The sequence below is a fragment of the Bradyrhizobium embrapense genome, from assembly GCF_001189235.2.
GTDB classification, from domain to species: Bacteria; Pseudomonadota; Alphaproteobacteria; order Rhizobiales; family Xanthobacteraceae; genus Bradyrhizobium; species Bradyrhizobium embrapense.
Window position 1 is genome coordinate 799,345 of record NZ_LFIP02000002.1, and the last position, 25,752, is coordinate 825,096.

The window sequence follows — 25,752 nt, forward strand, 5'->3', positions numbered from 1 at the left end:
TCAGACCCCTCTGACCACGCCCGGCTGGCCCGGTGTGCACTCCAGCGCAGCACGGTCCCAGTTCGCATTGATGGCCGCGGCCTCATAGCTTGATTGCAGGAATTCGAGCAGCGCCCTGTCCGGGTCCGCAGCCATCCGCACGGCGTCGTAGGGCAGGATGAATTCGCCGAGCGCCTCGCTGAAGAACGCAGCGTCAGGTCGCACCGGCATGCTGCGATAGCCCGCAGGTTCCGGATAGGCATAGGAATAAAAAGCGGGATAATCAATCGCGCCGCCGCCCGGCCAGAAGCCGGCGCTGCTGACCTCGTGCGAATAGGCTTCGTGCGCCACCTCGTCGGGCAAATACGGCACGCCCCCGGGATGCCGCGGTGCCGTCCTGCCCGAGAAGCGCGTCACCGCGAGATCGAAGCTGCCCCAGAAGAAATGCACCGGGCTCGCCTTGCCGAGAAAGCCGGTCCGGAATTGCTTGAACACGCGGTCGCAGTTCACGAGGATCTGGTGAAAACGGCGCACGGCGTCCGCATCGTAGGCGGCATGTTGCGTGTCCAGCGAAAACCGGATCGGCTCGGGGATTTCGTTCGGCGTCTCGTCGATGACGACATTGACGCCGAGCTCGCTCAGCTTCGCCATGATCGCCGCGTAGAAGCTCGCGACCGATTGCCCGGCCAGCGCGAATTGCCGCTCGGCGCCGTCGCTGGTCGAGATGCGCAGCACGTGATCGATGAAATCGAAGTCGACCTGGAACGTGCGGTCACCATCCGGGATCGGTGAGGTTGTCAGCCCGCGTGCCGTGACATAGAGCGTAACGTGCCAGGAGTGATTGAGCCAGGGCGATTTCGCCAGCCGGATCTTGCCGACGATCTGGGTGAAGAGCTGGAGCGTGGCACAGCTGTCGCGCCACTCCGCCGTCGGCAGTTCCGGCCAGCGGGTCTTCGGTGCGTTGGTCATGGCAAACCTCAGGGCTGCGCCGACAAGGAGCCTTGCGGCATATCACGAAAATAGTCGCGATGAACCTCGGGAACCGTTGCGGTCGAGAGGGCGGCAATCGTCACCGAGTGCCGCCCTGTCGAGCATCTATCCAGCCGGATGTGGAACTCGGCCGTGCAGTTCAGCCGTGCAGCTTCTTCGCGGCCTCCGCGATGGCGCGGCCCTGATAGCGCGCGCCGGCGAGTTCGTTCTCGCTGGGTTGGCGGCTGCCGTCGCCGCCGGTGATCGTGGTGGCGCCGTAGGGCGCGCCGCCGGTGACCTCGTCGAGCTTCATTTGTCCGGCAAAGCCATAGTTCAGGCCGATCACGGTCATGCCGAAATGCAAGAGGTTGGTGATGATCGAGAACAGCGTGGTCTCCTGGCCGCCATGCTGGGTCGCGCTCGAGGTGAAGGCGCCGCCGACCTTGCCGTTCAGCGCGCCCCGGGCCCAGAGCCCGCCGGCCTGGTCGAGGAAGTTCGCCATCTGCGAGGCCATGCGGCCGAACCGGGTGCCGGTGCCGACGATGATCGCGTCATAGTTGGCGAGGTCGTCGATTTTGGCGATCGGCGCGGGCTGGTCGAGCTTGTAGTACGAAGCTTTGGCGACTTCGGCCGGCACCAGCTCGGGCACGCGCTTGATGTCGACGGTAGCGCCGGCTTCGCGCGCACCTTCCGCGACGGCATTGGCCATCGCTTCGATATGACCGTAGGCGGAGTAGTAGAGGACGAGAACCTTGGCCATGATGGCCTCCTTCTGGGGTTGAGGTAAGGGAAGATGATCGGGAGGGGCATGCGCGGACATCCGTCCGCGCATGCAGAGTGAGGTGATCAGGCCGCGTCGACCAGCACGAGCTCGGCATCCTCGAGCGCGATGATCTTCAGCTTGGCTTCATCGCGGATCGCGGCGCCGTCGCGTGTGTTGACGCGGACACCGTTGACCTCGATGCTGCCGGCCGCCGGCACCAGATAGAGGTGACGGGCCTTGTCGGCGGCGTATTCCGCGCTCTCACCGGCCTTCAGCGTGGTGGCGAGCACCCGCGCATCGGCGCGGATCGGCAGCGCGTCGTTGTCGCCGGCGATGCCGGAGGCGATGGTGACGAGCTTGCCCGAGCGGTCCGCCTTCGGGAACGGCTTCGAGCCCCAGGTCGGCTGGCCGCCCTTCGTCGTCGGCTCGATCCAGATCTGGAAGATCTTGGTCTTGGACGGCTCCAGATTGTACTCGGAGTGACGGATGCCGCTGCCGGCGCTCATCACCTGCACGTCGCCGGCTTCGGTGCGTCCCTTGTTGCCGAGCGAGTCCTGGTGCGTGATCGCGCCTTCGCGAACATAGGTGATGATCTCCATGTTGGCATGCGGATGCGCCGGGAAGCCGGAGTTGGGCGCGATTTCGTCGTCGTTCCACACGCGCAGCGCGCCGTGGCTGACATTGGCGGGATCGTAGTAGCTCGCGAACGAGAAGTGATGCTTGGCCTTCAGCCAGCCGTGGTCGGCGCCGCCAAGCTCTGCGAATGGTCTGAGTTCGATCATGTGTTACTCCGCTTGATAGTTGGTTTCGATCTCGTTGACCCCTTGGATATGCCTCCGGCTGTGGTATAGAAATAGAAACTATTGAAACTCATTGTTTCCAAAATTGGTAATCGGGGCAGCTGCCATGTCGAAACTTCCGGACTTCGAGGCGCTCGCGATCTTCGCAAAAGTCGTGGAGTTACGGTCGTTTGCGGCGGCTGCGACCGAGCTCTCACTGTCCAAGGCGACCATCTCGAAAGCGGTCAGCCGGCTGGAGGAGCGGCTCGGCGCGCGGCTGTTCAACCGCACCTCGCGGCGTCTGGCGCTGACCGATGCCGGCCAGAAACTGTCGGAGCGCGCCGCGCGGCTGCTGGCCGACGGCGAGGCCGCCGAGAGCGAGGCGCTGGCGCAATCGACCACGCCGCGCGGCTTGGTGCGGTTCGCGGTGCCCATGAGCTTCGGCATCAAGACCGTGGCGCCCCTGCTGCCGGAATTCATGGAGGCCTATCCGGAGGTCGCGATCGATCTGCATCTGAGTGATGCCACCGTCGATCTGATCGGCGAAGGCTTTGATGCCGGCCTGCGCATCGCGCGGCTGCCGGATTCCTCGCTGATCGCGCGGCGGCTATGCGGCATGCCGCGCTATACGGTGGCGGCGCCGTCCTATTTGAAGCGCTACGGCCGGCCGACCCATCCGATGCATCTCGCCGAGCACAAATGCTTCGGCTACGCCTATCTCTCGACCCAGGGCGTCTGGCACTACACCAACGCGTCTGGCGAACAGGCGAGCGTGCGTCCCGCCGGCCAGTTGCGCGTCAACAATGGCGAGGCCGTGATGCCCGCGCTGCTCGCCGGCCTCGGCATCGCCGATCTGCCCGACTTCATCGTCGGCGACGCGATCGCGCGCGGCGAGGTCGAGGTGATCCTGAAAGGCTGGAAGCAGCCCGAGGGCGCCGTGCATCTCGTCACCCCGCCCGGCGGCCCGCGTCCCGCCCGCGTCGAGGTGCTGGCGGATTTCCTCGCCAGCCATTTCGCCAAAGGCCGCGGCCAGCGGAAATAACGGGCCGCTCATCCGAATAACGGACGTCCGCACGCAGGCCGTAGGCCGCGTGACCCGTCACATTCGTGTCATCCCTTTTAAATTGTATAAACTGTGTGAACTAACCCATGATCGTGGGCCGCCGCGATCGTCTATTTCTGTGTCCTGAACCTGTTGCCGCCAAGCGCATTTTGGGAGGGATCAGATGATTGATCTGACCAAGCACGATTTCACGTCATTGTCGGTGAAGGATCTGCTCGATGCCCGCGAAGCCTATCATGTGCATCTGGCCCATCTGCAATCGGTCTACGCCACGGCGATCGGCCGCTATCTGATCCGGGACAGCGACCGCAACGCGACCGAACGGCGGCACCATTCCAAGCCGCAGGCGCTCGGACCGCGCACGCTGTTCAATTCGTCGGTCAAGGACTGGTCATGGCCCTGCATTCTCGTCTTCGTGCGGGATTGGATGAAGCGCTCGGATTTGAAGAACCATCCGGAGAAGCAGGACCAGCTGGTGCCGCCGTTCCTGTATCTGCCGGACGGGCGCGTCGTGCCGACCTGCGTCGTCAAGGTCGATCCGAACGAGGGCGGCCCCGGCGTCGTCGATCCGCCGGTGTTCAAGAGCGATCTGGTCGGCGGCGGCTTCCCCGTCCAGACCATGATCCAGGGCAAGATCCACCGCGGCTCGATCGGTTGCCTCGTCACCAATGGCGAGACCGTGTTTGCACTCTCCAATCGCCACGTGGTCGGCGCGGCCGGGCGCGAGATATTCGCCGGCTTCAAGAACACGGACCGCCGCCTCGGCATCAGCGATGCGCTGCAACTCGGCAAGCGCGCGTTCAGCGACGTCTATCCCGGCTGGCCCGGCGCGCGCGCGGTGGCCAATCTCGATGCCGGATTGATCCGCGTCGACGACGTCAAGGGCTGGACCGCGCAGGTCTACGGCGTCGGCCAGGTCGGCGACGTCGTCGATCTCAATGTCGGCACCTTCCGCCTCGAGATCATCAACCAGCCGCTGATCGCCTTCGGCGCCACCAGCGGATTGATGAAGGGCAAGATCATTGGCCTGTTCTATCGCTACAAGACCGTCGGCGGCATGGAATATGTCAGCGATTTCGTGATCGGCCCGCGCGACGGCGACACCCCGCTCAACAACTATCCCGGCGACTCCGGCACGGTCTGGTTTCTCGACGATCCGGACGCGAAGAAGAACGCCAGCGGCGCGCGCATCCTCAGTCCCCTGGCGCTGGAATGGGGTGGCCAGGAATTGTTCGGATCAGGCGGCAAGGTCCCGATGCAGGTTGCGCTCGGCATCTGCATGGCGACGCTGTGCCGCGAGCTCGATGTCGAATTGATCGGCGACTGGAACGCCGGCCACACCGAGTATTGGGGCGAATGGGGACACGTCAAGATCGGCGCCTACGCCACCGGCTTGATCGATGCGAAGTTGCCCAAGCTCTCCGCCATGATGGACGCCAATTCCGACAATATCGGCCTCGACGACAAGCTGCTGGCCAATCTCAAGCCGTATCAGCGCGGCGCATTCGCGCCGCTGGCCGACGTCGCCGACCTGGTCTGGCGCTTCACCCGGCACACCGACGAGAGCAACCATTTCGCCGACATGGATAGACCGGGCAAGGATGGCAAGACGCTGCTGGATCTTTGCGCCGAGTCCACGCGCAACGTCGATCCAAAGGTCTGGAACGACTATTACGAAGGGATCGGCGAGGACCGCCGCGGCGCGTTGCCGTTCCGGATCTGGCAGATCTTCGACGAAATGGTCGAATACGCCGCTGCCAACAAGAAGCTGGAATTCGTCTGCGCCGCGGGGATCGTCGCGCACTACATCGGCGATGCCTGCCAGCCGCTGCACATCTCGCAATTCCACCATGGCCTCGACCCGAACGACAAGAAGCACGCCAAGGTGCACAGCGTGTACGAGACCACGATGATCGGGCGCCACGGCAAGGACCTCATCAAGATGATCCCCGAAGCGCGGACCAGCGACGTCGCGGAGATCGCTGCGGGCGCCACGCCGACCGGACGCGACGCTGCGGTCGCCGTGGTCGCGCTGATGCAGCGAACCGTGAAGCGGCTGCCGCCGATGACGATCGTCGACCTGTTCAACTCGCACATGGGAAGCGGCCAGGTCGACGTGATGTGGTCGAAGCTGAAGGATGCGACGGCGGCCTGCATGCAGGACGGCGCCAAGACGCTCGCGAGAGTCTGGGAAGCGGCCTGGCGCGCCGGCGCAGGTGAAGATCGCGGGCAAGGCGGCAAGTTCGACCAGGGCAGCTTGAGCAAGCTCTACAACGATCCGAGCTTCCTGCCGGCATATCCGCTCCAGCAGCTCACGCTCGATGCCGACGACCACATCGTTCCGGTCGGGGGAAGCGGCGCGCAGCGCCGGAGCGCGTCGACGGCGCGGCGCGCGAGCCCGCAGGCCGCAAAGAAAGCAGCGAAGAAGACAGCCAAGAATTCGCACAGGAAGGCGGTCAGGAGGGCGGGGTCGCGCAAGCGTCCACCGGCAGCCGCTCCGGTCCGCCGCGCAGCCGCCAGCAAGAAGACAGCGACCAAGCGCGGCGCGGCCAGGAAGCGGTCGGTTGCAAAGACGCGCAAGGTGGCGCGCAAGCGCTAGCTTTTTGAATCAGGTTGAACCGGCCTCGCGGCAAACTGCTGCACCTCTCCAGCTTGCGGGAAAGGAGACGCGGCGGAATTTTCAAGAATTTATTGCAGACGACAGCGCGCGCTTGAGCGCGGCGGTGAAGAAGCGGCAAGGTCGAACAGGGAACCTGTGTCGATCGGCAATCACATTTAGTTGTCTGCACGAACGATCCTTGGCCGCATTTATTTTCCACGTTGAAGCAATCGCCGCGCGGAACCCGCCTGCGCGGATCAAATTGAACTCCAATCGAATGAAGGCATTGGGCATGCAGACGCAGCGGATTGTCCTGAGCTTAGCGATCGCGATCGGCGGCCTTGGCACGGCCGCGCCTGCGCTATCGCAGGAGTATCGTGGCACCTGGGAACAGCAGATGGCTTGCACGCCTGACGTGATGCGGCTGTGCAGCGATCAGATTCCCGACACCAACCGGATTGTCGCCTGCCTGCGGCAGAATACGGCGCTGCTTGGCAGTTCTTGCCGGGCGGTGTTCGAGTCCAATGCGCAACAGCAGGCCCAAACGCAGGGGCGCGCGCCCCAGCCGCAGACGATGCAGCGGCCGCACGTGCAACAGCAGATGCGTCCAGGCTCCGTTGCGCCACCGCGGCCGGCGCCTGGCGACGACGAAGACTAATCTCTAGGAACCGACGTCTGCCTGAGACCTGACCTCGCAGACATCGACCCATTCTGCGGCGGTGAGTTCCGCCATCCGGTCGGGCGTGATGCGCACCGCGCTGTGGGTCGAGCCTGCGGCCGGCACCACGATGTCGAATGCCTTCAGCGACACATCGCAAAAGACCGGCAGCGGCGTCTTCAGTCCGAACGGACAGACGCCGCCAACCTCGTGGCCGGTGATATCGGCGACCTCGTCGAGGCCGAGCATCTTCGGCTTGCCGCCGAACGCGGCCTTCACCTTCTTGTTGTCCATCCGGGACGTTCCGGCCGTGACGATCAGCACCACACGGTCACCGACCCGCAGGCTCAGTGTCTTGGCGATCCGCGCCGGCTCGACGCCATAGGCCTCCGCCGCCAGCGCGACGGTCGCAGAGCTCACAGCGGATTCGATCACGGAGATTTCGGGCGCCTTCTCGGCGAAGAAGGCGCGGACGGAGGCGAGGCTCATACTGTTCAGGACCTTGCTAGTCAGGATCTGGCAGACACCAGGGCAGGAAGTTCAGACAGGCCGTGGATCCGATGATCGGGCACCACGCCGAGCTCGTCCATCTGGGTACGCAACGCCCAAAACATCGTCAATGGGGCAACCGTCTCGCTTTCGACGCAGGCCAGCGCCATCGCCTCCGGCGTCACCCGTTCGATCCATGCGACATTGAGTCCAAACGCCTTGGCGCCGCAGGCGTCCCACGGATTGGACGAGATGAACAGCACCTCCGCAGGCGGCACGTTCAGCACCTCCTCGATCAGCGTGTAGGCTTCCGGTGCCGGCTTGAACACCTTGTGGGCGTCGACGCTGATGGTCGCATCGAGCAGGCGATCGAGGCCGGAATTGCGCACCAGCGCATTCAGCATGCCAGGGCTGCCGTTGGAGAGGATCGCGAGCTTCTTGTCCTTCATCGCCTCGAGCGCAGCGACGGCATCCGGATACAGCGCAAGATGCTGGTACTTGTCGATGATGCGCCCGAAGGTCGCCTCGTCATATTGCAGGCCGAGGCAGCGCAGCGTGTAGGCGAGGGAATCGCGGGTCACGGTCGCGAAATCCTGGTAGCGCCGCATCAGCGTGCGCAGCCAGGAATATTCGAGCTGCTTGATGCGCCAGATCTGGGTGATGATGTCGCCATAGCCGGGGAACGCATCTTCGGTGATTTCGGCCACGGACTGCACATCATAGAGCGTGCCATAGGCGTCGAAGACGATTGCTTTGATGCTCATTGGGTTTTCTCTTGCCCGCCAATGGTCGCATACAGGAATTTCTTGAGAGCGTCGATGGACCGATCGCGGACCTGCTCGTTGAATTCGAGGTGATGGCCGAGCGGCTGTGCCGGCGTGCTGTAATGCGGGATATCGAATTCATGGTAGGCGCCGGGATAGACGATCAACTCGATCGGATAACCGAGGCCCTGCTGCCGCGAGATGCCGTCATCGTCGCGGCCTTCTGCCAGGTTCCGGCACTCTTGCGCCGGCGTCCAGTCGTCGAGTTCACCGACCATGATCAGGGTCGGCACACTCATGTTGCCCTTGATGCCGAGGCAGCGCGGATAGAAGGCGACGGCGGCGCGGAATTTTTCTGTCGCGTTGATCTCGATCGCGCCGCGCTCGACCGAGAGCAACGCAAGCCATCCGCCTTGCGAGAAGCCGATCACGGCAATGCGTGTCGGATCGACCAGGGATTGCCGGCTTAGGAAGCTCAGCGCGCGATAGGCGTCGTGAACCGTTGCGGCCGGAACATCGCCGGTGCAGGTATTGCTGATGCCGCGTGGGCCGAACCGGTCTACCGTGAGCGTGACATAGCCCCAGGCCGCGAGCCGCTTGCCCCAGCGCTCGTCGAGTTCCCGCCACTGCCCGCTGCAGCCGTGGAGCAACACCACGGCGGGCAGGGGACCCGGTCGCTCCGGCCGCCGCAACAGGCCTTGCAGCGGTTGCGCGCTCGCAAGCGGGCTCTCGAACTCGACGAAGGCGGCCGGCTGCTCGGCGGCGGCGGCGCAGCCCGGCACTGCGCTTGCGATCGCGAGCGCGGCGAGGAAAGCGGCAAGTCCGGTGAAGTTCGCCATGAACCACCTCCGAAGCTTGCCGCCGACAATACTCCCTTAAATCCCCAAAATCTTGCGCGCGTTGGCCTTCAGGACCTTGGGGCGGATCTCCTCGCGGATGTCGAGCTTGGCGAAATCTGCGAGCCAGCGGTCCGGCGTGATGACCGGCCAGTCGGAGCCGAACAGCATCTTGTCCTGCAGGATCGAGTTGATGTAGCGCACCAGGATCGGCGGGAAATATTTCGGCGACCAGCCGGACAGGTCGATGTAGACGTTCGGCTTGTGGGTCGCGACCGACAGCGCCTCTTCCTGCCAGGGGAAGGAGGGATGCGCGAGGATGATCTTGAGGTCGGGAAAATCGGCCGCGACGTCGTCCATGTACATCGGGTTGGAATATTTCAGCCGCATCCCCATGCCGCCCGGCATGCCCGAGCCGACGCCGGTCTGGCCGGTGTGGAACAGCGCAATCGCACCGCCGTCATTGATCGCCTCATAGAGCGGATAGGCCATGCGGTCGTTGGCGTAGAAGCCCTGCATGGTCGGATGGAATTTGAAGCCGCGGACGCCGTAGTCCTCGATCAGCCTGCGCGCCTCGCGGACGCCGAGCTTGCCCTTGTGCGGATCGATCGAGACGAACGGGATCAGCACGTCGAGATGGTCGGACGCGATCTCCAGCATTTCTTCGTTCTTGTAGCGGCGGAAACCGGTCTCGCGTTCGGCGTCGACCGGAAAGATCACCGCGGCGATGTTCTTGGCGCGGTAGTAGGCCGCAGTCTCCGGCACGGTCGGCGGATGCTTGTGCGGCGACTTGAAATAGTCGGCCATTTGCGCCTGGAAATCGTCATAGCCGTCGTCGCCATGCATGCCGCACGGCTCCTCGGCATGGGTGTGGATGTCGATCGCGATGACCTTTTCGATGTCAGGCAGTTTGAGCTTGGGCATTCGGCTTCCCCGGCGGCGCGTTTGTTGGCGATGGAAAATAATTATATGATATAACAATTTTCGCAAGCGGTCTGAGTTGATGGAAGGCGCGGTGGCGGCGCGAACCCGGTTCGGGCACGAAGTCGTCCCTGGGTGCGGGGTGCATCCGGCGCGTGAGCCCGCTTCGCCGGCCAAGAAGCCATCGTTAGAGCGCTGCGACCGGACGGGGCGATGGCGCGGATATCGCGGCGGTCGTCCGTTTCTGATGTGATCTCAATAACGTGACGGGGATGGCCAACGTTGGTTCCAGGCCCGGATATGGCCGAAAATCGGCCCATCTCGGTTGACATTTAACGGTCCGATGGCTTAGAACCCGGCCGTCCCGCGCGTTAGGCGCTTGTCGGGATAATCCCATTTCGCCAACTATTGGCTTTTTGCCGACGATTGGCATTGATCAGGTACGGCCTCCAACGCGGGCCTTTCGAAGTAACAGGATTGTCCCATGAAGGTCCGTAACTCGCTGAAGTCGCTGCGCGGCCGCCATCGCAACAACCGTCTGGTCCGCCGCAAGGGCCGGGTCTACGTGATCAACAAGGTCCAGCGCCGCTTCAAGGCGCGCCAGGGTTGATCCGGCGCGGGTCGGCCGATTGCGCTGATCCCAACACATCATTTCACAGGTCTTTGAGGCCGTGCTGCTTTGCAGCGCGGCTTTGTGCGTCTAGACTTCGGTCATGGGATTCAACCTCCTTCGGCCCACCAACCGCCGGCTGGCGATCCTGATCGCAGCACTTCTGGCCGTGCCCGTCGCGGCCGCCGCGCAGGACGATCCGCACGTGGTCCCGCCGCCGAAGGCGCAGAAGAAACTGCCGGAAGCCCCGACCAAGCTACCGAAGGTTCCGGCCGACCGCACCCGCGGGCTGGATTTCCTGTTCGGCGCGCTGAAGGCCGCGCCTGATGAGGACAGCGCCCGCCATGTCGAGGCGCGGATATGGGCGCTATGGCTGCAAACCCCGAGCGATACCGCGGCGCTTTTGATGGTGCGCGCCAAGGCCGCGCTCGACGCCCAGAATGTCGATGTCGCCCTGAAGCTTCTGGACGCGGTGATCAAGCTCCGGCCCGACTATGTCGAGGCCTGGAACCGGCGCGCGACCATCTACTACCTCAAGAACGACTACGTCCGTTCGCTTGGAGATCTGCAGCAGGTGTTGACCCGCGAGCCCCGCCATTTCGGCGCGCTGGCGGGTGTCGGCATGATCATGCAGGACATGGGCGACGACAAGCGCGCGCTGGACGCCTTCCGCAAGGCGCTGGCGGTCGATCCCTACCTTGAGAAGGTGCCGCAGATCGTCAAGCAGCTGACCGAGAAGGTCGAAGGCCGCGACATCTGATTGCCTTGAACTGAATGCGTGCGATGGATCGCGATCGCGGGCCAATGGCCGCGATGGGCACGTTGCTCGCGAACCTGATGCTTGCTCGCGATACGGTCCGGCGCAGGAGACTAGTGCAGTAACTTGCCGCGTGACGCGCTGTCCTGGGCGACAGCGGCATAGAATTGCTGAAGCTCCGCCTCCAGGTGCTCATTCACCAGCAACAATGCCTTCAGGGCGCCGCGCAGGTCGCCATTGCAACTCGCCACGATCTGATCGATGGCCGCATCGCTAGGGTCGGAAATCATGGTACTCCTCCGATTACTTCCCATTGAACACGTCGTGCGGACGCAGGTTCCTGTGGATTCAGTGTACAAGCCAAGAGACATCCCGAGCCCGTCGCGGTTTCGATGAAGCCTCGCCTCTGATGGCGAAATTGCCACGGGCAATCTATGGAATTACTAATGACGCAGGGATAAACCCGCTATCCACAGGCTGGGGGCATTGTGGACAACTCCGCGCTCCGCCGCGGGCCGGAAATCGACAATTGGCTTTCCGAACAAGAGCATGCCCGGGCAGGGGGCAAATCGACGCGAAACCAAGCGTTGGCTTCGTCTTAATGTTCAGGTGCCCAACACACTTCAGTTACCCAAGACCCTTCGGATACCCTCGATGTTGACCGCAATCATTGCGCTGGCGGCCACAGGGCTGTGGCTGGCTCTGGTGACGCAAATCGGCGTCATCTTCATTCAGGGAGCCTTTCCGCCTCGGGGCCGCATGGTCGATGTGACCGGCGCGCGGCTGCATGTGGTCGAGCTCGGCCCGCGCGATGCCGCGGAGCCGCCGGTCGTGATGCTGCACGGCGCAAGCTCCAATCTGCGGGCGATGCAGCCGCTCGGCGAGCGCATTGCGAAAACGCGCCGGGTGATCCTGATCGACCGCCCGGGCCATGGCTGGAGCACGCGCGAGCGCGCTGAGGATTCGACGCCGGCGATTCAGGGCCGGATGATCGCCGAGGCGCTCGCCAGACTCGGTATCATCAGGGCGACCGTGGTGGCGCATTCCTGGGCCGGCGCGCTCGCGCTGCGCATTGCGCTGGATCATCCGGAGCGCGTCGCCGGTCTCGTGCTGCTCGCTCCCGTCGCCTATCCATGGCGCGGCGGTGCCGGCCGCTACAACGATGTGATCTCGACGCCGCTGATCGGGCCCTTGCTGGCGCACACCATCACGTTGCCGCTTGGCTATCTCGTCACGCCATCAGGCGCGCGCGGCGTGTTCGCACCGCAGCCGATGCCGGACGATTTCGTCCGCGACAGCGAGACGTTGCTCCTGCTGCGGCCGCGCGAGTTCATCGCCAATGCGCGCGACCTCGTCACGCTGAAGGCCGCCATGGTCGAGCAGGCGCCGCGCTATGCGGAGATCACGGCGCCGCTGTCGATCATTGCGGGCGACGTCGACGCAACGGTCACGACCCGCATCCATTCGCGGCCGCTTGCCGCCACGGCGCCGAACGCCAAGCTCATCGTGCTGCCGGGTGTCGGCCACATGGTGCAATACGCGGCGCCCGATCTCGTGGTGTCCGAGATCGAGGCGATGGCCGGCCGGATGGTCCAACCGGCAGCAACAGCGGACAAGATTGCGCCCGCGAATCTGTGATCCGGTGAGGCTTGCGCGGTTGCAGCCTGCCGAACATCATGCGGCTGCGCGGCCAGACAGATCTTACCCAAAGGACAAGCCCCATGCGGATCGACAACATCGCCGACCTCATCGCCGAAACCCTTGCCCAAGCCGGGGTGAAGCGCATCTACGGTGTCGTCGGCGACAGTCTCAATGGCTTGACCGAGGCCCTGCGCAAGCGCGGCACGATCGATTGGCTGCATGTCCGCCACGAGGAGGTCGCGGCGTTCGCTGCGGCGGCCGAATCCCAGATCACGGGAGACCTTGCGGTGTGCGCGGGCTCCTGCGGCCCGGGCAATCTGCATCTCATCAACGGCCTGTTCGACGCGCATCGCAGCCGCACGCCGGTGCTGGCGATCGCGGCACAGATTCCGTCGGCCGAGATCGGCGGCGGCTATTTCCAGGAGACCCATCCGCAGGACCTGTTCCGCGAATGCAGCCATTATTGCGAGCTGGTGTCGGATCCGGCGCAGCTGCCCTACATGCTGGAGAACGCGATCCGCGCCGCGGTCGGCAAGCGCGGCGTGGCGGTGCTGGTGCTGCCCGGCGATGTCGCGATGCGACCGGCGCCGAAGCGCGACATCGCGCCGAACGCCGGCCTGCTGCCGCCCGCGCCGGTGGTGCGCCCGGCCGACGCCGAATTGAATGCGCTGGCCGCGCTGCTCAATGGCGCGAAGCGCGTCACGCTGTTCTGCGGCCGCGGCTGCGCCGGCGCGCATGACGTCCTGCTCAAGCTCGCCGAGACGCTGAAGAGTCCGATCGTGCATGCGCTCGGCGGCAAGGAATATGTCGAATACGACAATCCCTACGACGTCGGCATGACCGGTTTCATCGGCTTCTCCTCCGGCTATGCCGCGATGCATGGCTGCGACGTGTTGCTGATGCTGGGCACCGACTTTCCCTACAAGCAGTTCTTCCCGACCGGCATCAGCATCGCCCAGGTCGATCTGCGCCCGGAAAATCTCGGCCGCCGCTGCAAGCTCGATCTCGGCATCGTCGGCGACGTCGGCGAGACCATCGCCGCGCTATTGCCGAAGCTCAACCTGAAGAGCGAGCGCAAATTCCTCGACGCCAGCCTTGGGCACTACAAGGACGCGCGCGCCGGGCTCGACGATCTCGCCCGCGGCAAGCCGGGCCAGAAGCCGATCCATCCGCAATATCTGGCGCGGCTGCTCAGCGAGCAAGCCAGCGAGGATGCGGTGTTCACCGCCGACGTCGGCACGCCGACGATCTGGGCTGCGCGCTATCTGAAGATGAATGGCCGCCGCCGGCTGGTCGGCTCCTGGGTGCACGGCTCGATGGCCAACGCGATGGCGCATGCGATCGGCGCGCAGGCGGCACAGCCGGGGCGTCAGGTGGTGTCGATGTCCGGCGACGGCGGCTTTGCCATGCTGATGGGCGATTTGATCACGCTGACCCAGGCGAAGTTGCCGGTGAAGGTCGTGATCTTCAACAACAGCGTGCTCGGCTTCGTCGCGCTGGAGATGAAGGCCGCCGGCTTCATCGAGACCGGGGTCGACCTGAAGAATCCGGATTTCGCGGCGATGGCCCGCGCCATGGGCATTCACGGCGTCAGGGTGGAGGATCCTGGCGAGCTCGAGGGCGCGATCCGCGACGTGTTCTCGCATGACGGCCCGGCGGTGCTCGACGTCGTGACCGCGACGCAGGAATTGTCGATGCCGCCGACCATTACGCTGGAGCAGGTCAAGGGCTTCAGCCTGTGGGTGCTGCGCGCCGTGATGAGCGGGCGCGGCGACGAGGTGGTCGATCTCGCCAAAACCAATCTGTTGCCGCGCTGATCGCGGCGGCGGCGCAAACCAAAAAGCCAGAAGGGGATGGCGATTCGAGGAAACGCATCCCCTTCCAGCGTCCGCCCTGGCATTGGCGCAGGGCGGACGACGTCCGATACCGCCGATTACTTCTGCTTGCCGTCCTTGTCGAACGACGACACGTAGGCCCACAGATTGTTGGCCTCGGTCTCGTTCTTGATGCCGGCGAAGGCCATCTTGGTGCCGGGGATCTTGGCCTTCGGGTCCTTGATGTATTCGAGGAAGGTTTCCTTGTTCCAGGTGATGCCGGAATTCTTGTTGGCATCGGAATAATTGTAGTCCGGCGCGGTGCCGGAGTGGCGGCCGTCGAGGCCGTTGAGCTCGGGGCCGACCTTGTTCTTGGCGCCTTCGCCGATCGCGTGACAGGCGAGGCATTTGTTGAACGAGGTCTTGCCGGCAGCGGCATCCTGCGCCAGCGCGGAGGATGCGGTGGCCAGCGATGTGACGACCGCCAGCGCGCTCAAGGTCTTTAGGTTCATGGGGTTCTCTTCGTTTCGTCCCGGGGGTAGTGATCGTTTGTGGCATGTCCGGCTTGGACAGGACAAGCCACGAAACTTTGACAGGTTTCATGACCGCCCGCTTGTCCGAGAGAGAACTCGTCCTTGCGGGGCGGGGCAATGGGACCTTCGGCCGGGCGCCCGAAACAAGGCGACTGAAACAGGTGCAGACGTGTTTGATTTGTCGTAACAAATCGGCAAAGGGCAAAAGCCCGTCCGAGGGAACATCGATGTCCATCATGATGCCGGAGGCCGACAAGGCTGTACTTGCGCGCCGCGCCGAGATCGTGGCCGCCTTGCGCGCAATCGTCCCCGGCGAGGGCGTGATCGACAGCGCCGCCGAGATGCTGGCCTATGAATCCGACGGCCTGACCGCCTATCGGCAGCCGCCGATGGTCGTGGTGCTGCCCGATACCACCGAGCAGGTCGCAAAGGTCCTCAAATATTGCCAGGCGCAGGGCATCAAGGTGGTACCGCGCGGCTCCGGCACCTCGCTGTCCGGCGGCGCGCTGCCGCTTGCCGACGGCGTCTTGCTCGGGCTCGGCAAGTTCAAGCGGATTCGCGAGATCGACTTCGACAACCGCGTCGTCGTCACCGAGCCCGGCGTCACCAACCTTGCGATCAGCCAGGCGGTTGCTCATGCCGGCTTCTATTACGCGCCCGATCCGTCGTCGCAGATCGCCTGCTCGATCGGCGGCAATGTCGCAGAGAATTCCGGCGGCGTGCACTGCCTGAAATACGGCATGACCACCAACAACGTGCTGGGCTGCGAGATCGTGCTGATGTCGGGCGAGATCCTGCGCATCGGCGGCAAGTCGGCCGAGAATGCCGGCTACGATCTGATGGGGATCATCACCGGCTCGGAGGGGCTGCTCGGCGTCATCACCGAGATCACGGTGCGCATTTTGCAGAAGCCGGAGACGGCGCGCGCGCTGATGGTCGGTTTCGCCGAGGTCGAGGCGGCCGGCGAATGCGTGGCCGCCATCATCGGCGCCGGCATCATCCCGGGGGGCATGGAGATGATGGACAAGCCGGCGATCCACGCCGCGGAAGCCTTCGTCCATGCCGGCTATCCGCTCGATGTCGAGGCGCTCCTGATCATCGAGCTCGACGGGCCCCAGGTCGAGGTCGACGAGCTGATCAAGCGGGTCGAGGCGATCGCGCAGGGCTGCGGCTCGACGTCCTGCCAGATATCGACCTCAGAAGCCGAACGCAATCTGTTCTGGGCCGGCCGCAAGGCGGCATTCCCGGCGGTCGGGCGCATCTCGCCGGACTATCTCTGCATGGACGGCACCATCCCCCGTGGCGCGCTGCCGAAGGCGCTGGCGCGGATTCGCGAGCTCTCGGAGAAATACGGCCTCGGCGTCGCCAACGTGTTCCACGCCGGTGACGGCAATCTGCACCCCCTGATCCTCTACGATGCCAACAAGCCGGGCGAGATCGAGAAGGCCGAGGCGTTCGGCGCCGACATCCTGCGCTGCTGCGTCGAGCTCGGCGGCGTACTCACCGGCGAGCACGGCGTCGGTATCGAGAAGCGCGATTTGATGCCGGAAATGTTCACCGAGATCGACCTCAACCAGCAGCAGCGCCTGAAATGTGCGTTCGATGCCGCGGGCCTGCTCAACCCCGGCAAGGTGTTTCCCACCCTGCACCGCTGCGCCGAGCTCGGCCGCGTCCATGTCCACGCCGGCAAGCTGGCGTTTCCGGATATCCCGCGGTTCTAAAGCATGATCCGGAAAAGTGCGAAGCGGTTTTCCGAAAAGATCATGCTCAGTCAAAGAGCTCAAAGCGCGATGACGCTTCAACCTAATCACATCGCGCGTTAGGGCGATCGGTACATTTCGATCGATCGCGCTAGCCGGCCGATAACCTTAACCGATGCTTGCCGCGACGGCCGTGGCAAGCCGTTACGATGCCGTTGCGCGTCGCCGCAATTGCGGCGACCGCCCGTTTACACGGCCTTCAACTGTTCCTCGGTATTTTCCCGAGATGTATGTCTTCGGGAACACATCGATGCCCAGCCTGGCTGATCAACTGGCGCTTTCGCGCAATCGGCCCGCGGGTTTCGACTACATGCGGGTCGTGCTGGCGGCGACGATCATCGGGCTGCACAGCCTGAACGTGTCGCTCGGGCTCGGCGAGGCGCTGCAGGTCCAGAGCAAGCTTCGCATCGGCGTCGCGATGATCCTCGCACTGTTCTTTGCCCTCAGCGGCTTCCTGGTGACGGCGAGTCTCTTGAGGTGCAAGAGCTTGATTTCCTTCCTCGGCCTGCGCGTGCTTCGGATCGGACCCGCGCTCGCGGTCGAGACGACGCTGTCGGCGGTCGTCATCGGCTCGGTCTTCACCGAACTGCCGTTGGCGCAGTACGTCGCCGACCCGAAATTCCACGCCTATTTTCTCAACATCGTCGGCGACATCCATTACGAATTGCCGGGCGTGTTCCTCAATAATCCGCTGCCGCGCCTCGTGAATTGCCAGCTCTGGACGGTGCCGTATGAGCTGTGGTGCTACGTCATCCTGGCATTGCTCGCGGTGACCACGATTGCCTTCAACCGGGTGGCGTATCTCGCGTTCATGGTGATCGCCCAGATCGGGCTGATCGGTTACGACATCTATCGCTGGGACGTGGTGCCGATCCAGCTTCGCCCGCATCTGCTGGTGTTTTCCTTCCTTGCCGGCGTCGGCTTCTATCTCTGGCGCGACAAGGTGCCGTACGACCGGACCGTCTGCCTGTTCGCGCTGGTGCTGTGCGCCGCCGGCATGGCCACCGGACGCGGCGACGCGCTGGCTCCGGTGCCGGCCGCCTATGTCGCTTGCTATTTCGGTCTGATGAACCCGCGGCGGAGCTGGATCGTGGCGTCGGGCGACTACTCCTACGGGCTCTATCTCTACGGCTTCGTCATCCAGCAATGCGTGGCGGCTTTCGGTCCGCCGGCGCAGCCCTGGTACCTGAACCTCCTGATCAGCCTGCCGCTCGCCTTCGGCATCGCGGTGGCGTCCTGGCATCTCGTCGAGAAACACGCGCTTCGGCTCAGGGCGCAGGTCGAACGGATCGAGGCGGCGGTGCTCTCCCGGATTTCGATCGCAGCCTTCTGGCGCAAATCTCCCGAGCGGATCGAGTTGGGACCGGCGCTCGGCGGCCGCGCGTCGGTCTGATATCGCGCCGGAGTGGAGGGCCTGCATCGCAAGCCCTCCCGCGGCGCCATCACTCACAGCAATGCGTATTGCGTCCGTTCGCGCTTGGCGAGCAGCGGCAGCGCCTGCTCGGCGATGTAGGTCTTGAAGTAGGCGCTCTCTGAATGCGCCTTGAACGCCGCTTCGTCCTGGAACAATTCGTAGAACAGGAATTGCGCCGGATTGTCCTTGCCGCGGCCGATCAGGAACAGCTTGGTGCCGGGATCCTTCTGCGCCTCGGGCAGGAAGCTGCCGAGAATTTCCGCGACCTTGTCGGCCTGGCCTTCCTTGGCTTCCCATTGCGCCACGACCAGAAGGCCTGATGTGTTGATCGCATCGCTGATGGTTCTCGTGCTCATCGCATAGTGCTTCATTTGCATTCCTCCGTTGCTTTGCTCCGATCGAGCTTGCGATCCGGCGAGGGGCGAGATGCCGGCGATCGTCATGATCGCGGCGAACGAGCCGATGGCCGATCGTCGGGTGAGCATCATCGTCGTGGTCGTGAGTTGCGAACGCTTCATGTCGCCTCCGGATGATTTGCGCCAACCGGCGTGCCGGCCGAACCGCACCGCGAGAGATAGTGGATCGTTCGATGAACTCGGTTAGGCGACGGTCGAAATGTCGATGTCGTGAAAATGGTTCGACATTGGTCGAAGTGTTGCGTCTCCGCCTTCGCAGGACGCGCGATGTGGGCAAATCCTCGAGCTGGGTGGCCCGACCGCCGTTCCCACCACTGCCGGACGCCAAGCCCCGCTCCCCGGGGCCATTCCGTCGGCGTTGCGGCGGTGGAGTTTGTCGCATTTGATTTCGGCGCTAAACTTCGTTACCGCCTAGCGGGTGGAAACGCTGAAAGTCAGAGACATCCAGGACGTTGAAGAGGTGGTGCGCGCCGCTGTCGCCAGCGAGCAGCCGCTTGAGGTCATCGGTCATGGATCGAAACGCGCCATCGGCCATCCGATGGCGACCAACGCGGTGCTCGACGTCTCGGTGCTGAACGCCGTCAGCTCCTATGAGCCGAACGAGCTGATCATCACCGTGCAGGCCGGCGCGCCGCTTGCCGACGTGCAATCCCTGATCGACGCCAAGAACCAGCAATTCGCCTTCGAGCCGATCGACACGTCCGTGCTGCTCGGCACCGCGGGAGCCGGCACGATCGGCGGCATGATCGGCGCAGGCCTTGCCGGTCCGCGCCGCATCAAGGCCGGCGGCGCCCGGGATCATCTGCTCGGGGCGCACGCCGTGTCCGGGTTCGGCGACAGCTTCAAGACCGGCGGACGGGTGGTGAAGAACGTCACCGGCTACGATCTCTGCAAGCTGCTCACCGGTTCCTGGGGCACGCTCGCGGTCATGACCGAAGTGACGCTCAAGGTGATGCCGAAGCCGGAAGCCGAGCGCACCCTGGTGCTGCGCGGTCTCGACGACGTCGCCGCCAACAAGGCGATGACGGCGGCGCTGGGGTCGCCCTTCGACGTGTCGGGCGCGGCGCATCTGCCCGGTTCGGCGCTACGGTCCGCAACCGGCGCGCTGGCCGGCGTTGCTGCCGCCGGCCAGCCGGTCACGCTGGTGCGGCTCGAAGGGATTTCGGCGTCGGCGGCGCACCGGGCGGCGTCGCTGAGCCAGACATTGTCGTCCTATGGACCCGTCGACAGCCTCGCTGACGACGCCTCGGTTGCGATCTGGAGCGCACTGCGCGACGTGGTGCCGTTTGCTGCGAACGGCGCGCTCGGGGACTGGCCGGTGTGGCGCATCGTTTGCCCGCCGGCCTCAGGCGGCGCGCTCGGCCAGGCGCTGTCGCGCTCAACCGGCGGCGATGTGATCTACGATTGGGGCGGCGGGCTGATCTGGGCCGCGCTGCCGCAGTGTGCCGACGCGCAGGCCGCGCTGGTCCGCCGCCAGGTCGAGGCGGTCGGCGGGCACGCCACCCTGATCCGCGCTACCGACGAAGTGCGCCGCTCGGTCGATGTGTTCCAGCCGCAGCCGCCCGGGCTCGCCGCGCTCGGCGAACGTATCAGGGCGAGTTTCGATCCGAGGTCGGTCCTCAACCGCGGCCGGATGATTCGAGGCGGGATTGCATGAAGACCGAGTTTTCCCTGGCGCAACTCGCCGATCCCGACATCAAGGAAGCCGACAAGATCCTGCGCGCCTGCGTGCATTGCGGCTTCTGCACCGCGACCTGTCCGACCTATGTGCTGCTCGGCGACGAGCTCGATAGTCCGCGCGGCCGCATCTACCTGATCAAGGAGATGCTGGAGAAGGACAAGCCGCCGACGGCGGACGTGGTCAAGCATATCGACCGCTGCCTGTCGTGCCTCGCCTGCATGACCACCTGTCCGTCGGGCGTGAACTACATGCACCTCGTCGACCAGGCCCGGGTCAGGATCGAGCGGGATTACCAGCGGCCGCTGACCGAGCGGCTGCTGCGGTCGGTGCTCGCCTACGTGCTGCCGCGGCCGGGCCTGTTCCGGATCAGCATGATCCTGGCCGGGCTCGCCCGTCCGTTCGCGGCCCTGCTGCCGACGCCGTCGGTCGGTGCGGCGAGCCCGGGCCTGCTGCGGCGGATCAAGGCCATGCTGGCGCTCGCGCCGCGCGGCCTGCCGCAGCCCGGTCCGGCTGCGGGAACCGTGTTTGCGGCGATCGGCCGGCGGCGTGGGCGGGTCGCGCTGCTGCAGGGCTGCGCCCAGCAGGTGCTGGCGCCGCGCATCAATCAGGCCGCGATCAACGTGCTGACCCGGCACGGCGTCGAGGTGGTGCTGGTCAAGGACGAGCAATGCTGCGGCGCGTTGACCCATCACATGGGACAGGACGCCGACGCGCTGGCGCGCGCCCGGGCCAACATCGCGGTGTGGCAAAGGGAAGCGGACAGAGAAGGGCTCGACGCCATTCTGGTGACGACCTCGGGCTGTGGGACAGTTGTCAAGGACTACGGCTACCTGCTGCGCGAGGACAAAACATTCGCCGATCCTGCCAAGCGAATCTCCGCGCTGGCAAAGGATATCACCGAGTATCTCTCAACTCTCGAGCTCGCACCTTCAACGCAGAAAGGCGACGTCACCGTCGCCTATCACTCGGCTTGTTCGTTGCAGCATGGACAGAAAATCACTCAACTTCCGAAAGAATTGCTTTCCAAGAATGGATTCGTGGTGAAAGATGTGCCTGAGAGCCATTTGTGTTGCGGTTCGGCGGGGACCTACAACATTCTCCAGCCCGACATTGCGAGCAGATTGCGCGATCGCAAGGTCGCCAATATCGCGCTTGTCAAACCGGACATGATCGCTGCGGGCAATATTGGCTGCATGGTTCAGATTGCCGGCGGTACGTCAGTTCCTGTGGTGCACACGATTGAGCTTCTCGATTGGGCGACAGGAGGTCCCCGGCCAGGATTGAATTGATCGACTGCCATTCGAACATGATCCGGACCCCAGCCTTGCCCTGACGCAAACTGAAGGACCGGCGCTTCCCTGCCACAGACGCGAAGCGATCACGCGGCCATCATGCTCGACAAGCGAAGTGGAGGGTGCCTCTTCCCGAGGTGCGGCCAACGACCGGCAAGCGATCACTTCAATACGCGGTGGACTCAGATCAGCGGCAACAGGAGGACCACGATGGCGAAGTCGAAGAAGGCGAAGAAAAGCAAGAAGGCCAAAAAGGCCAAGAAGGCGGTAGCAGCGAAGAAGAAGTCCGCGAAGAAGTCGGCCAAGAAGGCCGCGAAGAAGTCTGCAAAGAAATCGGCGAAGAAGTCAGCCAAGAAGACCGCCAAGAAAGCTGCGAAGAAGGCTGCTCCGAAGAAGGCCGCGAAGCCGGCTGCGAAGAAAGCCGCCAAGAAGAGCGCTCCGAAGAAGGCCGCCGCGCCGAAGCCGGCCGCCCCGGCCGCAGCACCGCCGGCACCCGAGCCTGCGCCGCAGCCGGCCGCGAGCTGGGCCACACCGAGCCACGAGCCGGCGCCGAGTTGGGGGACCTCCGAGGGCGAGCACCACTGACCGAACCAGCAACGGTTGACCTGATCGAAGCCGCAGCGGACGCCGCTGCGGCTTTTTCCGTGCGGGTGGTCCGTAGTATTGCGGGGGCACGATTCGGGTCGCCGCCGACTGCAGCATGCCGAACTGTTGCTCGAATCCGATCTTGCTCGCCGCTCAACCGGCGCGGGAACCATGAATCTTGTGGTGCAAATGCAACACCCGTCAACCAACGTGTGGCTAGGCGGCTGGAACGCCTAAAAAGTCGGCAGATGCATGTCTTTTCGCCTTCACGGTACCGTGCACGGGCCTCAGATTGAGCCCACGCGATTTAGTCGCAGTCCGTTATCGCGCGCCCTGGGGGCCACCGGAGCTGGGCTGTCTGGAAAAGTAGATGGGGATCGTCATGAAGAAACTGGCTTTGTTAGCAACGGCGCTAGCAATGATTTCGAGCTCGGCAATGGCAGCTGACATGGCGGTGAAGGCCGTCAAGGCGCCGCCGCCGGCTCCCTTCGATCCCTGGGACATCGCCTTCGGTGCCGGCATCCTGAGCGACTACGTCTTCCGCGGCGTCACCCAGTCCAACCACAATCCGTCGGTCACCGCCTATTTCGAGCCGCGCTACAACGTCAACAAGGACCTGCAGCTCTACATCGGCACCTCGACCGAGAGCATCTCGTTCGCCAACCGCGCCGCGGCTGAAGTCGACGTCTACGGCGGTATCCGCCCGACCTTCGGCGCCTTCGCCTTCGACATCGGCGTCTGGGGTTACCTGTATCCGGGTGGAACCTGCTACTACGGCGCGCCGTTCGACACCGCCGGCAAGGCGCTCGGTGCCGAGTGCGCCCTCAACTTCCTGCCGAACGGCAACGTTATGAAGAAGGACGTCTCGTTCTTCGAAGTCTATGGCAAGGCGACCTGGACCATCAACGACAACTGGGCGTTCACCATCAACGAATACTACTCGCCGAACTTCCTGAACACCGGAGCCTGGGGCAACTACTCGTCGATCATCGGCAAGTACACCGCGCCCAGCACCGTGTTCGGCACCAGCGGCGTCGGCATGTATGTGTCGGGTGAGTTCGGCCGGCAGTGGCTCGGCACCTCCGACAGCTTCTACGGCGTCCCGGCGTTCCCGAACGGCATCAAGTACGCCGACTACAACACCTGGAACATCGGCATCGGCTTCACCTACAAGGTGTTCACGCTCGATCTGCGCTACTCCGACACCGACATGTCGAAGGGCAATTGCAGCGCCTTCACCAGCGACTACACCGCAGGCGGAACCACCAACGTCACCCCGATCAATCCGGGCGGCACGGGCTCCAACTGGTGCGGCGCGGCCGGCATTGCCAAGCTCTCGGTCGACCTGACGGCGATGTCCAACCTGAAGTAATTTCCTCATCCGAGGATCGCGGGGGCGGCAGAGCAATCTGCCGCCCCTTTTGTTTTGCGGATTCGTGTGATGACGAGAGTGAAGCGGCAGACGAGCTCCACCTCCCCCGCAAGCGGGAGAGGGAGCCGAGTGCCTTCCGGGCTCGCTATTCGAATTCGCGGCTGAGTTCGCTCGCCTACGACGCCGCGGCCTCGACCTTGTCGCGCAAGGTGAAGCGGTCGCCGTCGCGGACCAGCGAGACGTTGCGCTGGTGGAAGGCGTCGAGCGTCGCGCGGTGGCCGATCGAAACCACCGTGGTGTCGGGCAGTTTCTCGGCGATCAGTCGGTACAGCGCGGCCTCCGACGGCTCGTCGAGCGAGGCCGTCGCCTCGTCCAGGAACAGGAACTGCGGCGCATGCAGCAGCGCGCGGGCGATGCCGAGCCGCTGCTGCTCGCCGAGCGACAGCATCCGGTTCCAGTGTGCCTGTTCCTCGAGTCGCGCCGCGAGCTGCGGCAGTCCGACAGCGGCGAGGGTCTCACGGACCCGTCCCGCATCGTAGCTCGCAGCCTGGCCCGGATAGACAACCGCATCGTGCAGCGAGCCGATCGGCAGATAGGGACGTTGCGGCAACATCATCAGGCTGGCATTGGCCGGGATCTCGACCGCGCCGCGACCGAACGGCCAGATGCCAGCCACCGCGCGGAACAGCGTGGACTTGCCGGCGCCGGAGGGGCCGGTGACCAGGGTGCGTTCATTGTCGCGGAGGCTGAAGCCGTCAGCCGCGAGCAGCGGCTTGCCATCCGGCAGGGTGACCAGGAGATCGTCGAGATCGATGGTGTCGCCACCACCTGCAGGTCTGACGTGGATAATGTCCTGCCGTTGCGCGAGCGCATCGCCGCCGCGGATCGAGTTCTCGAAGCCATCGAGACGCGCGACCACCGATTGCCATTCGGCCAGCGTCCGGTAGGCCGTGATGAAGAACGACAGTGATTCCTGCACGCTGCTGAAGGCGGACGCGGTCTGCATCATGCCGCCGAGCTGGATCTTGTTGGCGAAATAGGCCGGTGCGATCAACACATAGGGGAAGATCACGGCGGCTTGCGAATAGGTCGCGGTGAACGCGGTCAGCTTCTTGGTTCGCTGCATGATGTCGAGCCAGTTTCCAACCACGAAACCGAAGCGATCGAGCAATCGCGTACGCTCGGCCGGTTCGCCGCGGAGCAGTGCGATCTGCTCGGCGTTCTCGCGGGTGCGCACCAGGTTGAAACGGAAATCGGCCTCGAACCGTTGTTGCCGGAAATTGAGGTCGACCAGCGGCCTGCCGATCACATGGGTCAAAACCGTTCCGAGGATCGCGTAGATCAGCGCCCCCCATACCAGATAGCCGGGAAAGGCGATGTCGTTGCCGAACAGATGCAGCGGCGCCTGATTGGACAAACCCCACAGGATGACCACGAAGGACGCAAGCGTCACGACGGAGCTCAACAATCCGATCCCGAGCGTCAGGGTCTGCTCGACGAAGCGCTGGGTGTCGTCGGCGATACGCTGGTCGGGGTTATCGGCGGCATCGCCGAGCAACTGCATGCGATAGTGGTTGGCATTGTGCAGCCAGCCGCCGAGATAGCGCGTGGTCATCCACCGCCGCCAGCGGATCTGCAGCCATTGATTGAGATAGAGCTGGTAGACCTTCAGGCCGATCCAGAATGCCGCGAGCACGCAGAAATAACCGATCTGGTAGGTGAAGACCGCCTGATCACGCTCCTGCAGCGCGTTGTAGAAAACATTGTTCCAGCGGTTGAACAGCACGGTCAGGAAGACGCTGGCGAGCTCGATGATCACCACCGCGGCCAGAAGTCCGCGGCCTGCCCATTTGTCGTCGGAGTTGAAATAGGGCGAGGCGATGCGCCACACCGTTGCGAGCGTCGAGCGAATGTTTTTCACAGATTATCGTCTCCGGGGAAGCGGCCGCAACGGCCTGAAGAATCGGGACAATCGCAGTGCACCTCGACTAAAGTCGTAGGTCTGGCATGCAAGCGTTGGCTTGTCCCGGCAAGCGAGTCAACCCTAGCATGACGAC

Annotated in this window: 24 protein-coding genes; 12 read left to right on the forward strand and 12 right to left on the reverse strand. The window is 64.2% G+C overall.

Going from position 1 to position 25,752, the window contains the following annotated elements:
• The 3 genes from AKN83_RS11185 to AKN83_RS11195 form a co-directional block, all read right to left on the reverse strand.
• Window positions 1–948 carry a DUF5996 family protein gene (locus tag AKN83_RS11185; RefSeq protein ID WP_050403722.1) on the reverse strand — a complete coding sequence of 316 codons (948 nt, stop codon included), beginning with the start codon at window positions 946–948 and terminating at the stop codon, window positions 1–3.
• A 160-nt stretch (window positions 949–1,108) separates the two neighbouring features.
• Window positions 1,109–1,708 (reverse strand): NAD(P)H:quinone oxidoreductase, encoded by a 600-nt coding sequence (gene wrbA / locus AKN83_RS11190; protein WP_050403721.1) that lies wholly within the window; start codon window positions 1,706–1,708, stop codon window positions 1,109–1,111.
• 86 nt (window positions 1,709–1,794) lie between these two features.
• Complete coding sequence (locus tag AKN83_RS11195) at window positions 1,795–2,493, reverse strand: pirin family protein (RefSeq protein ID WP_050403720.1); 699 nt, start codon at window positions 2,491–2,493, stop codon at window positions 1,795–1,797.
• A gap of 124 nt (window positions 2,494–2,617) precedes the next feature.
• Between AKN83_RS11195 and AKN83_RS11200 the strand changes: the two genes are divergently transcribed.
• The 3 genes from AKN83_RS11200 (at window position 2,618) to AKN83_RS11210 (ending at window position 6,810) form a co-directional block, all read left to right on the forward strand.
• Window positions 2,618–3,532: a LysR family transcriptional regulator gene (locus tag AKN83_RS11200; protein WP_050403719.1), complete on the forward strand. Its 915-nt coding sequence runs from the start codon at window positions 2,618–2,620 to the stop codon at window positions 3,530–3,532.
• Between the two features lie 184 nt (window positions 3,533–3,716).
• Entirely contained in the window at window positions 3,717–6,152 is a 2,436-nt protein-coding gene (locus AKN83_RS11205) for a Nal1-like putative serine protease (RefSeq protein ID WP_050403718.1), read from the forward strand.
• A gap of 199 nt (window positions 6,153–6,351) precedes the next feature.
• The gene (locus AKN83_RS11210; protein WP_430641518.1) at window positions 6,352–6,810 is read left to right on the forward strand and encodes a hypothetical protein; all 459 of its coding nucleotides are present in this window, start codon (window positions 6,352–6,354) and stop codon (window positions 6,808–6,810) included.
• Window positions 6,811–6,813: 3 nt separating this feature from the next.
• Here AKN83_RS11210 and AKN83_RS11215 read toward each other — a convergent pair whose 3' ends face one another.
• From AKN83_RS11215 to AKN83_RS11230, 4 genes are read right to left on the reverse strand one after another with little or no spacing between them, the layout of a single operon-like run.
• The gene (locus AKN83_RS11215) at window positions 6,814–7,299 is read right to left on the reverse strand and encodes a YbaK/EbsC family protein (protein WP_050403717.1); all 486 of its coding nucleotides are present in this window, start codon (window positions 7,297–7,299) and stop codon (window positions 6,814–6,816) included.
• Between the two features lie 20 nt (window positions 7,300–7,319).
• Entirely contained in the window at window positions 7,320–8,063 is a 744-nt protein-coding gene (locus AKN83_RS11220; protein ID WP_050403716.1) for a haloacid dehalogenase type II, read from the reverse strand.
• Complete coding sequence (locus AKN83_RS11225) at window positions 8,060–8,902, reverse strand: dienelactone hydrolase family protein (protein WP_050403715.1); 843 nt, start codon at window positions 8,900–8,902, stop codon at window positions 8,060–8,062. Before AKN83_RS11225 ends, AKN83_RS11220 begins: the two co-directional genes overlap by 4 nt.
• Window positions 8,903–8,938: 36 nt before the next feature.
• On the reverse strand, window positions 8,939–9,823 hold the full coding sequence (locus AKN83_RS11230; RefSeq protein ID WP_050403714.1) for an amidohydrolase family protein: 885 nt from the start codon (window positions 9,821–9,823) through the stop codon (window positions 8,939–8,941).
• Window positions 9,824–10,304: 481 nt separating this feature from the next.
• Between AKN83_RS11230 and ykgO the strand changes: the two genes are divergently transcribed.
• Entirely contained in the window at window positions 10,305–10,430 is a 126-nt protein-coding gene (ykgO, locus tag AKN83_RS11235) for a type B 50S ribosomal protein L36 (protein ID WP_002718645.1), read from the forward strand.
• A gap of 103 nt (window positions 10,431–10,533) precedes the next feature.
• Window positions 10,534–11,190, forward strand: a complete 657-nt coding sequence (locus AKN83_RS11240) for a tetratricopeptide repeat protein (RefSeq protein ID WP_050403713.1) — start codon at window positions 10,534–10,536, stop codon at window positions 11,188–11,190.
• A gap of 110 nt (window positions 11,191–11,300) precedes the next feature.
• On the opposite strand, the gene AKN83_RS40515 is transcribed toward AKN83_RS11240, so the two are convergent.
• Window positions 11,301–11,477, reverse strand: a complete 177-nt coding sequence (locus AKN83_RS40515; RefSeq protein WP_172803524.1) for a hypothetical protein — start codon at window positions 11,475–11,477, stop codon at window positions 11,301–11,303.
• Between the two features lie 364 nt (window positions 11,478–11,841).
• Between AKN83_RS40515 and AKN83_RS11245 the strand changes: the two genes are divergently transcribed.
• Window positions 11,842–12,825 carry an alpha/beta fold hydrolase gene (locus AKN83_RS11245; protein ID WP_050403712.1) on the forward strand — a complete coding sequence of 328 codons (984 nt, stop codon included), beginning with the start codon at window positions 11,842–11,844 and terminating at the stop codon, window positions 12,823–12,825.
• 83 nt (window positions 12,826–12,908) lie between these two features.
• Window positions 12,909–14,645 carry a ubiquinone-dependent pyruvate dehydrogenase gene (gene poxB / locus AKN83_RS11250; protein WP_050403711.1) on the forward strand — a complete coding sequence of 579 codons (1,737 nt, stop codon included), beginning with the start codon at window positions 12,909–12,911 and terminating at the stop codon, window positions 14,643–14,645.
• 116 nt (window positions 14,646–14,761) lie between these two features.
• Here poxB and cycA read toward each other — a convergent pair whose 3' ends face one another.
• Window positions 14,762–15,154 carry a cytochrome c-550 CycA gene (gene cycA, locus AKN83_RS11255; protein ID WP_050403710.1) on the reverse strand — a complete coding sequence of 131 codons (393 nt, stop codon included), beginning with the start codon at window positions 15,152–15,154 and terminating at the stop codon, window positions 14,762–14,764.
• Between the two features lie 248 nt (window positions 15,155–15,402).
• On the opposite strand from cycA, the gene AKN83_RS11260 reads away from it, so the two are divergent.
• The gene (locus AKN83_RS11260; RefSeq protein ID WP_050403709.1) at window positions 15,403–16,896 is read left to right on the forward strand and encodes an FAD-linked oxidase C-terminal domain-containing protein; all 1,494 of its coding nucleotides are present in this window, start codon (window positions 15,403–15,405) and stop codon (window positions 16,894–16,896) included.
• Window positions 16,897–17,185: 289 nt separating this feature from the next.
• The gene (locus AKN83_RS11265) at window positions 17,186–18,328 is read left to right on the forward strand and encodes an acyltransferase family protein (protein ID WP_244521955.1); all 1,143 of its coding nucleotides are present in this window, start codon (window positions 17,186–17,188) and stop codon (window positions 18,326–18,328) included.
• Between the two features lie 53 nt (window positions 18,329–18,381).
• Here the strand turns inward: AKN83_RS11265 and AKN83_RS11270 are convergent, their stop codons facing one another.
• Window positions 18,382–18,867, reverse strand: coding sequence for a putative quinol monooxygenase (locus AKN83_RS11270; RefSeq protein ID WP_244521956.1), 486 nt, complete (start codon window positions 18,865–18,867; stop codon window positions 18,382–18,384).
• A gap of 316 nt (window positions 18,868–19,183) precedes the next feature.
• Between AKN83_RS11270 and AKN83_RS11275 the strand changes: the two genes are divergently transcribed.
• Window positions 19,184–20,422 (forward strand): FAD-binding protein, encoded by a 1,239-nt coding sequence (locus AKN83_RS11275; RefSeq protein WP_050403707.1) that lies wholly within the window; start codon window positions 19,184–19,186, stop codon window positions 20,420–20,422.
• Window positions 20,419–21,735 (forward strand): glycolate oxidase subunit GlcF, encoded by a 1,317-nt coding sequence (gene glcF / locus AKN83_RS11280; RefSeq protein ID WP_050403706.1) that lies wholly within the window; start codon window positions 20,419–20,421, stop codon window positions 21,733–21,735. Before AKN83_RS11275 ends, glcF begins: the two co-directional genes overlap by 4 nt.
• Window positions 21,736–21,920: 185 nt before the next feature.
• Here the strand turns inward: glcF and AKN83_RS40520 are convergent, their stop codons facing one another.
• Window positions 21,921–22,268: a hypothetical protein gene (locus tag AKN83_RS40520; RefSeq protein ID WP_050403705.1), complete on the reverse strand. Its 348-nt coding sequence runs from the start codon at window positions 22,266–22,268 to the stop codon at window positions 21,921–21,923.
• 437 nt (window positions 22,269–22,705) lie between these two features.
• Between AKN83_RS40520 and AKN83_RS11290 the strand changes: the two genes are divergently transcribed.
• The gene (locus AKN83_RS11290) at window positions 22,706–23,695 is read left to right on the forward strand and encodes a TorF family putative porin (protein ID WP_050403752.1); all 990 of its coding nucleotides are present in this window, start codon (window positions 22,706–22,708) and stop codon (window positions 23,693–23,695) included.
• A 175-nt stretch (window positions 23,696–23,870) separates the two neighbouring features.
• Here the strand turns inward: AKN83_RS11290 and AKN83_RS11295 are convergent, their stop codons facing one another.
• Complete coding sequence (locus AKN83_RS11295; protein WP_050403704.1) at window positions 23,871–25,616, reverse strand: ABC transporter ATP-binding protein/permease; 1,746 nt, start codon at window positions 25,614–25,616, stop codon at window positions 23,871–23,873.
• Window positions 25,617–25,752 lie beyond the last annotated feature (136 nt).

What these genes read in the sequence shown, in the direction of transcription:
- AKN83_RS11260 (WP_050403709.1), top strand. Translation starts at nt 15,403, where the DNA reads ATGTCCATCATGATGCCGGAGGCCGACAAGGCTGTACTTGCGCGCCGC.
- ykgO (WP_002718645.1), top strand. Translation starts at nt 10,305, where the DNA reads ATGAAGGTCCGTAACTCGCTGAAGTCGCTGCGCGGCCGCCATCGCAAC.
- cycA (WP_050403710.1), bottom strand. Translation starts at nt 15,154, where the DNA reads ATGAACCTAAAGACCTTGAGCGCGCTGGCGGTCGTCACATCGCTGGCC.
- AKN83_RS11245 (WP_050403712.1), top strand. Translation starts at nt 11,842, where the DNA reads ATGTTGACCGCAATCATTGCGCTGGCGGCCACAGGGCTGTGGCTGGCT.
- AKN83_RS11200 (WP_050403719.1), top strand. Translation starts at nt 2,618, where the DNA reads ATGTCGAAACTTCCGGACTTCGAGGCGCTCGCGATCTTCGCAAAAGTC.
- AKN83_RS11195 (WP_050403720.1), bottom strand. Translation starts at nt 2,493, where the DNA reads ATGATCGAACTCAGACCATTCGCAGAGCTTGGCGGCGCCGACCACGGC.
- AKN83_RS11290 (WP_050403752.1), top strand. Translation starts at nt 22,706, where the DNA reads ATGAAGAAACTGGCTTTGTTAGCAACGGCGCTAGCAATGATTTCGAGC.
- wrbA (WP_050403721.1), bottom strand. Translation starts at nt 1,708, where the DNA reads ATGGCCAAGGTTCTCGTCCTCTACTACTCCGCCTACGGTCATATCGAA.
- AKN83_RS11270 (WP_244521956.1), bottom strand. Translation starts at nt 18,867, where the DNA reads ATGAAGCGTTCGCAACTCACGACCACGACGATGATGCTCACCCGACGA.
- AKN83_RS11240 (WP_050403713.1), top strand. Translation starts at nt 10,534, where the DNA reads ATGGGATTCAACCTCCTTCGGCCCACCAACCGCCGGCTGGCGATCCTG.
- poxB (WP_050403711.1), top strand. Translation starts at nt 12,909, where the DNA reads ATGCGGATCGACAACATCGCCGACCTCATCGCCGAAACCCTTGCCCAA.
- AKN83_RS11225 (WP_050403715.1), bottom strand. Translation starts at nt 8,902, where the DNA reads ATGGCGAACTTCACCGGACTTGCCGCTTTCCTCGCCGCGCTCGCGATC.
- AKN83_RS11220 (WP_050403716.1), bottom strand. Translation starts at nt 8,063, where the DNA reads ATGAGCATCAAAGCAATCGTCTTCGACGCCTATGGCACGCTCTATGAT.
- AKN83_RS11185 (WP_050403722.1), bottom strand. Translation starts at nt 948, where the DNA reads ATGACCAACGCACCGAAGACCCGCTGGCCGGAACTGCCGACGGCGGAG.
- glcF (WP_050403706.1), top strand. Translation starts at nt 20,419, where the DNA reads ATGAAGACCGAGTTTTCCCTGGCGCAACTCGCCGATCCCGACATCAAG.
- AKN83_RS11265 (WP_244521955.1), top strand. Translation starts at nt 17,186, where the DNA reads ATGCCCAGCCTGGCTGATCAACTGGCGCTTTCGCGCAATCGGCCCGCG.
- AKN83_RS40515 (WP_172803524.1), bottom strand. Translation starts at nt 11,477, where the DNA reads ATGATTTCCGACCCTAGCGATGCGGCCATCGATCAGATCGTGGCGAGT.
- AKN83_RS11230 (WP_050403714.1), bottom strand. Translation starts at nt 9,823, where the DNA reads ATGCCCAAGCTCAAACTGCCTGACATCGAAAAGGTCATCGCGATCGAC.
- AKN83_RS11205 (WP_050403718.1), top strand. Translation starts at nt 3,717, where the DNA reads ATGATTGATCTGACCAAGCACGATTTCACGTCATTGTCGGTGAAGGAT.
- AKN83_RS11215 (WP_050403717.1), bottom strand. Translation starts at nt 7,299, where the DNA reads ATGAGCCTCGCCTCCGTCCGCGCCTTCTTCGCCGAGAAGGCGCCCGAA.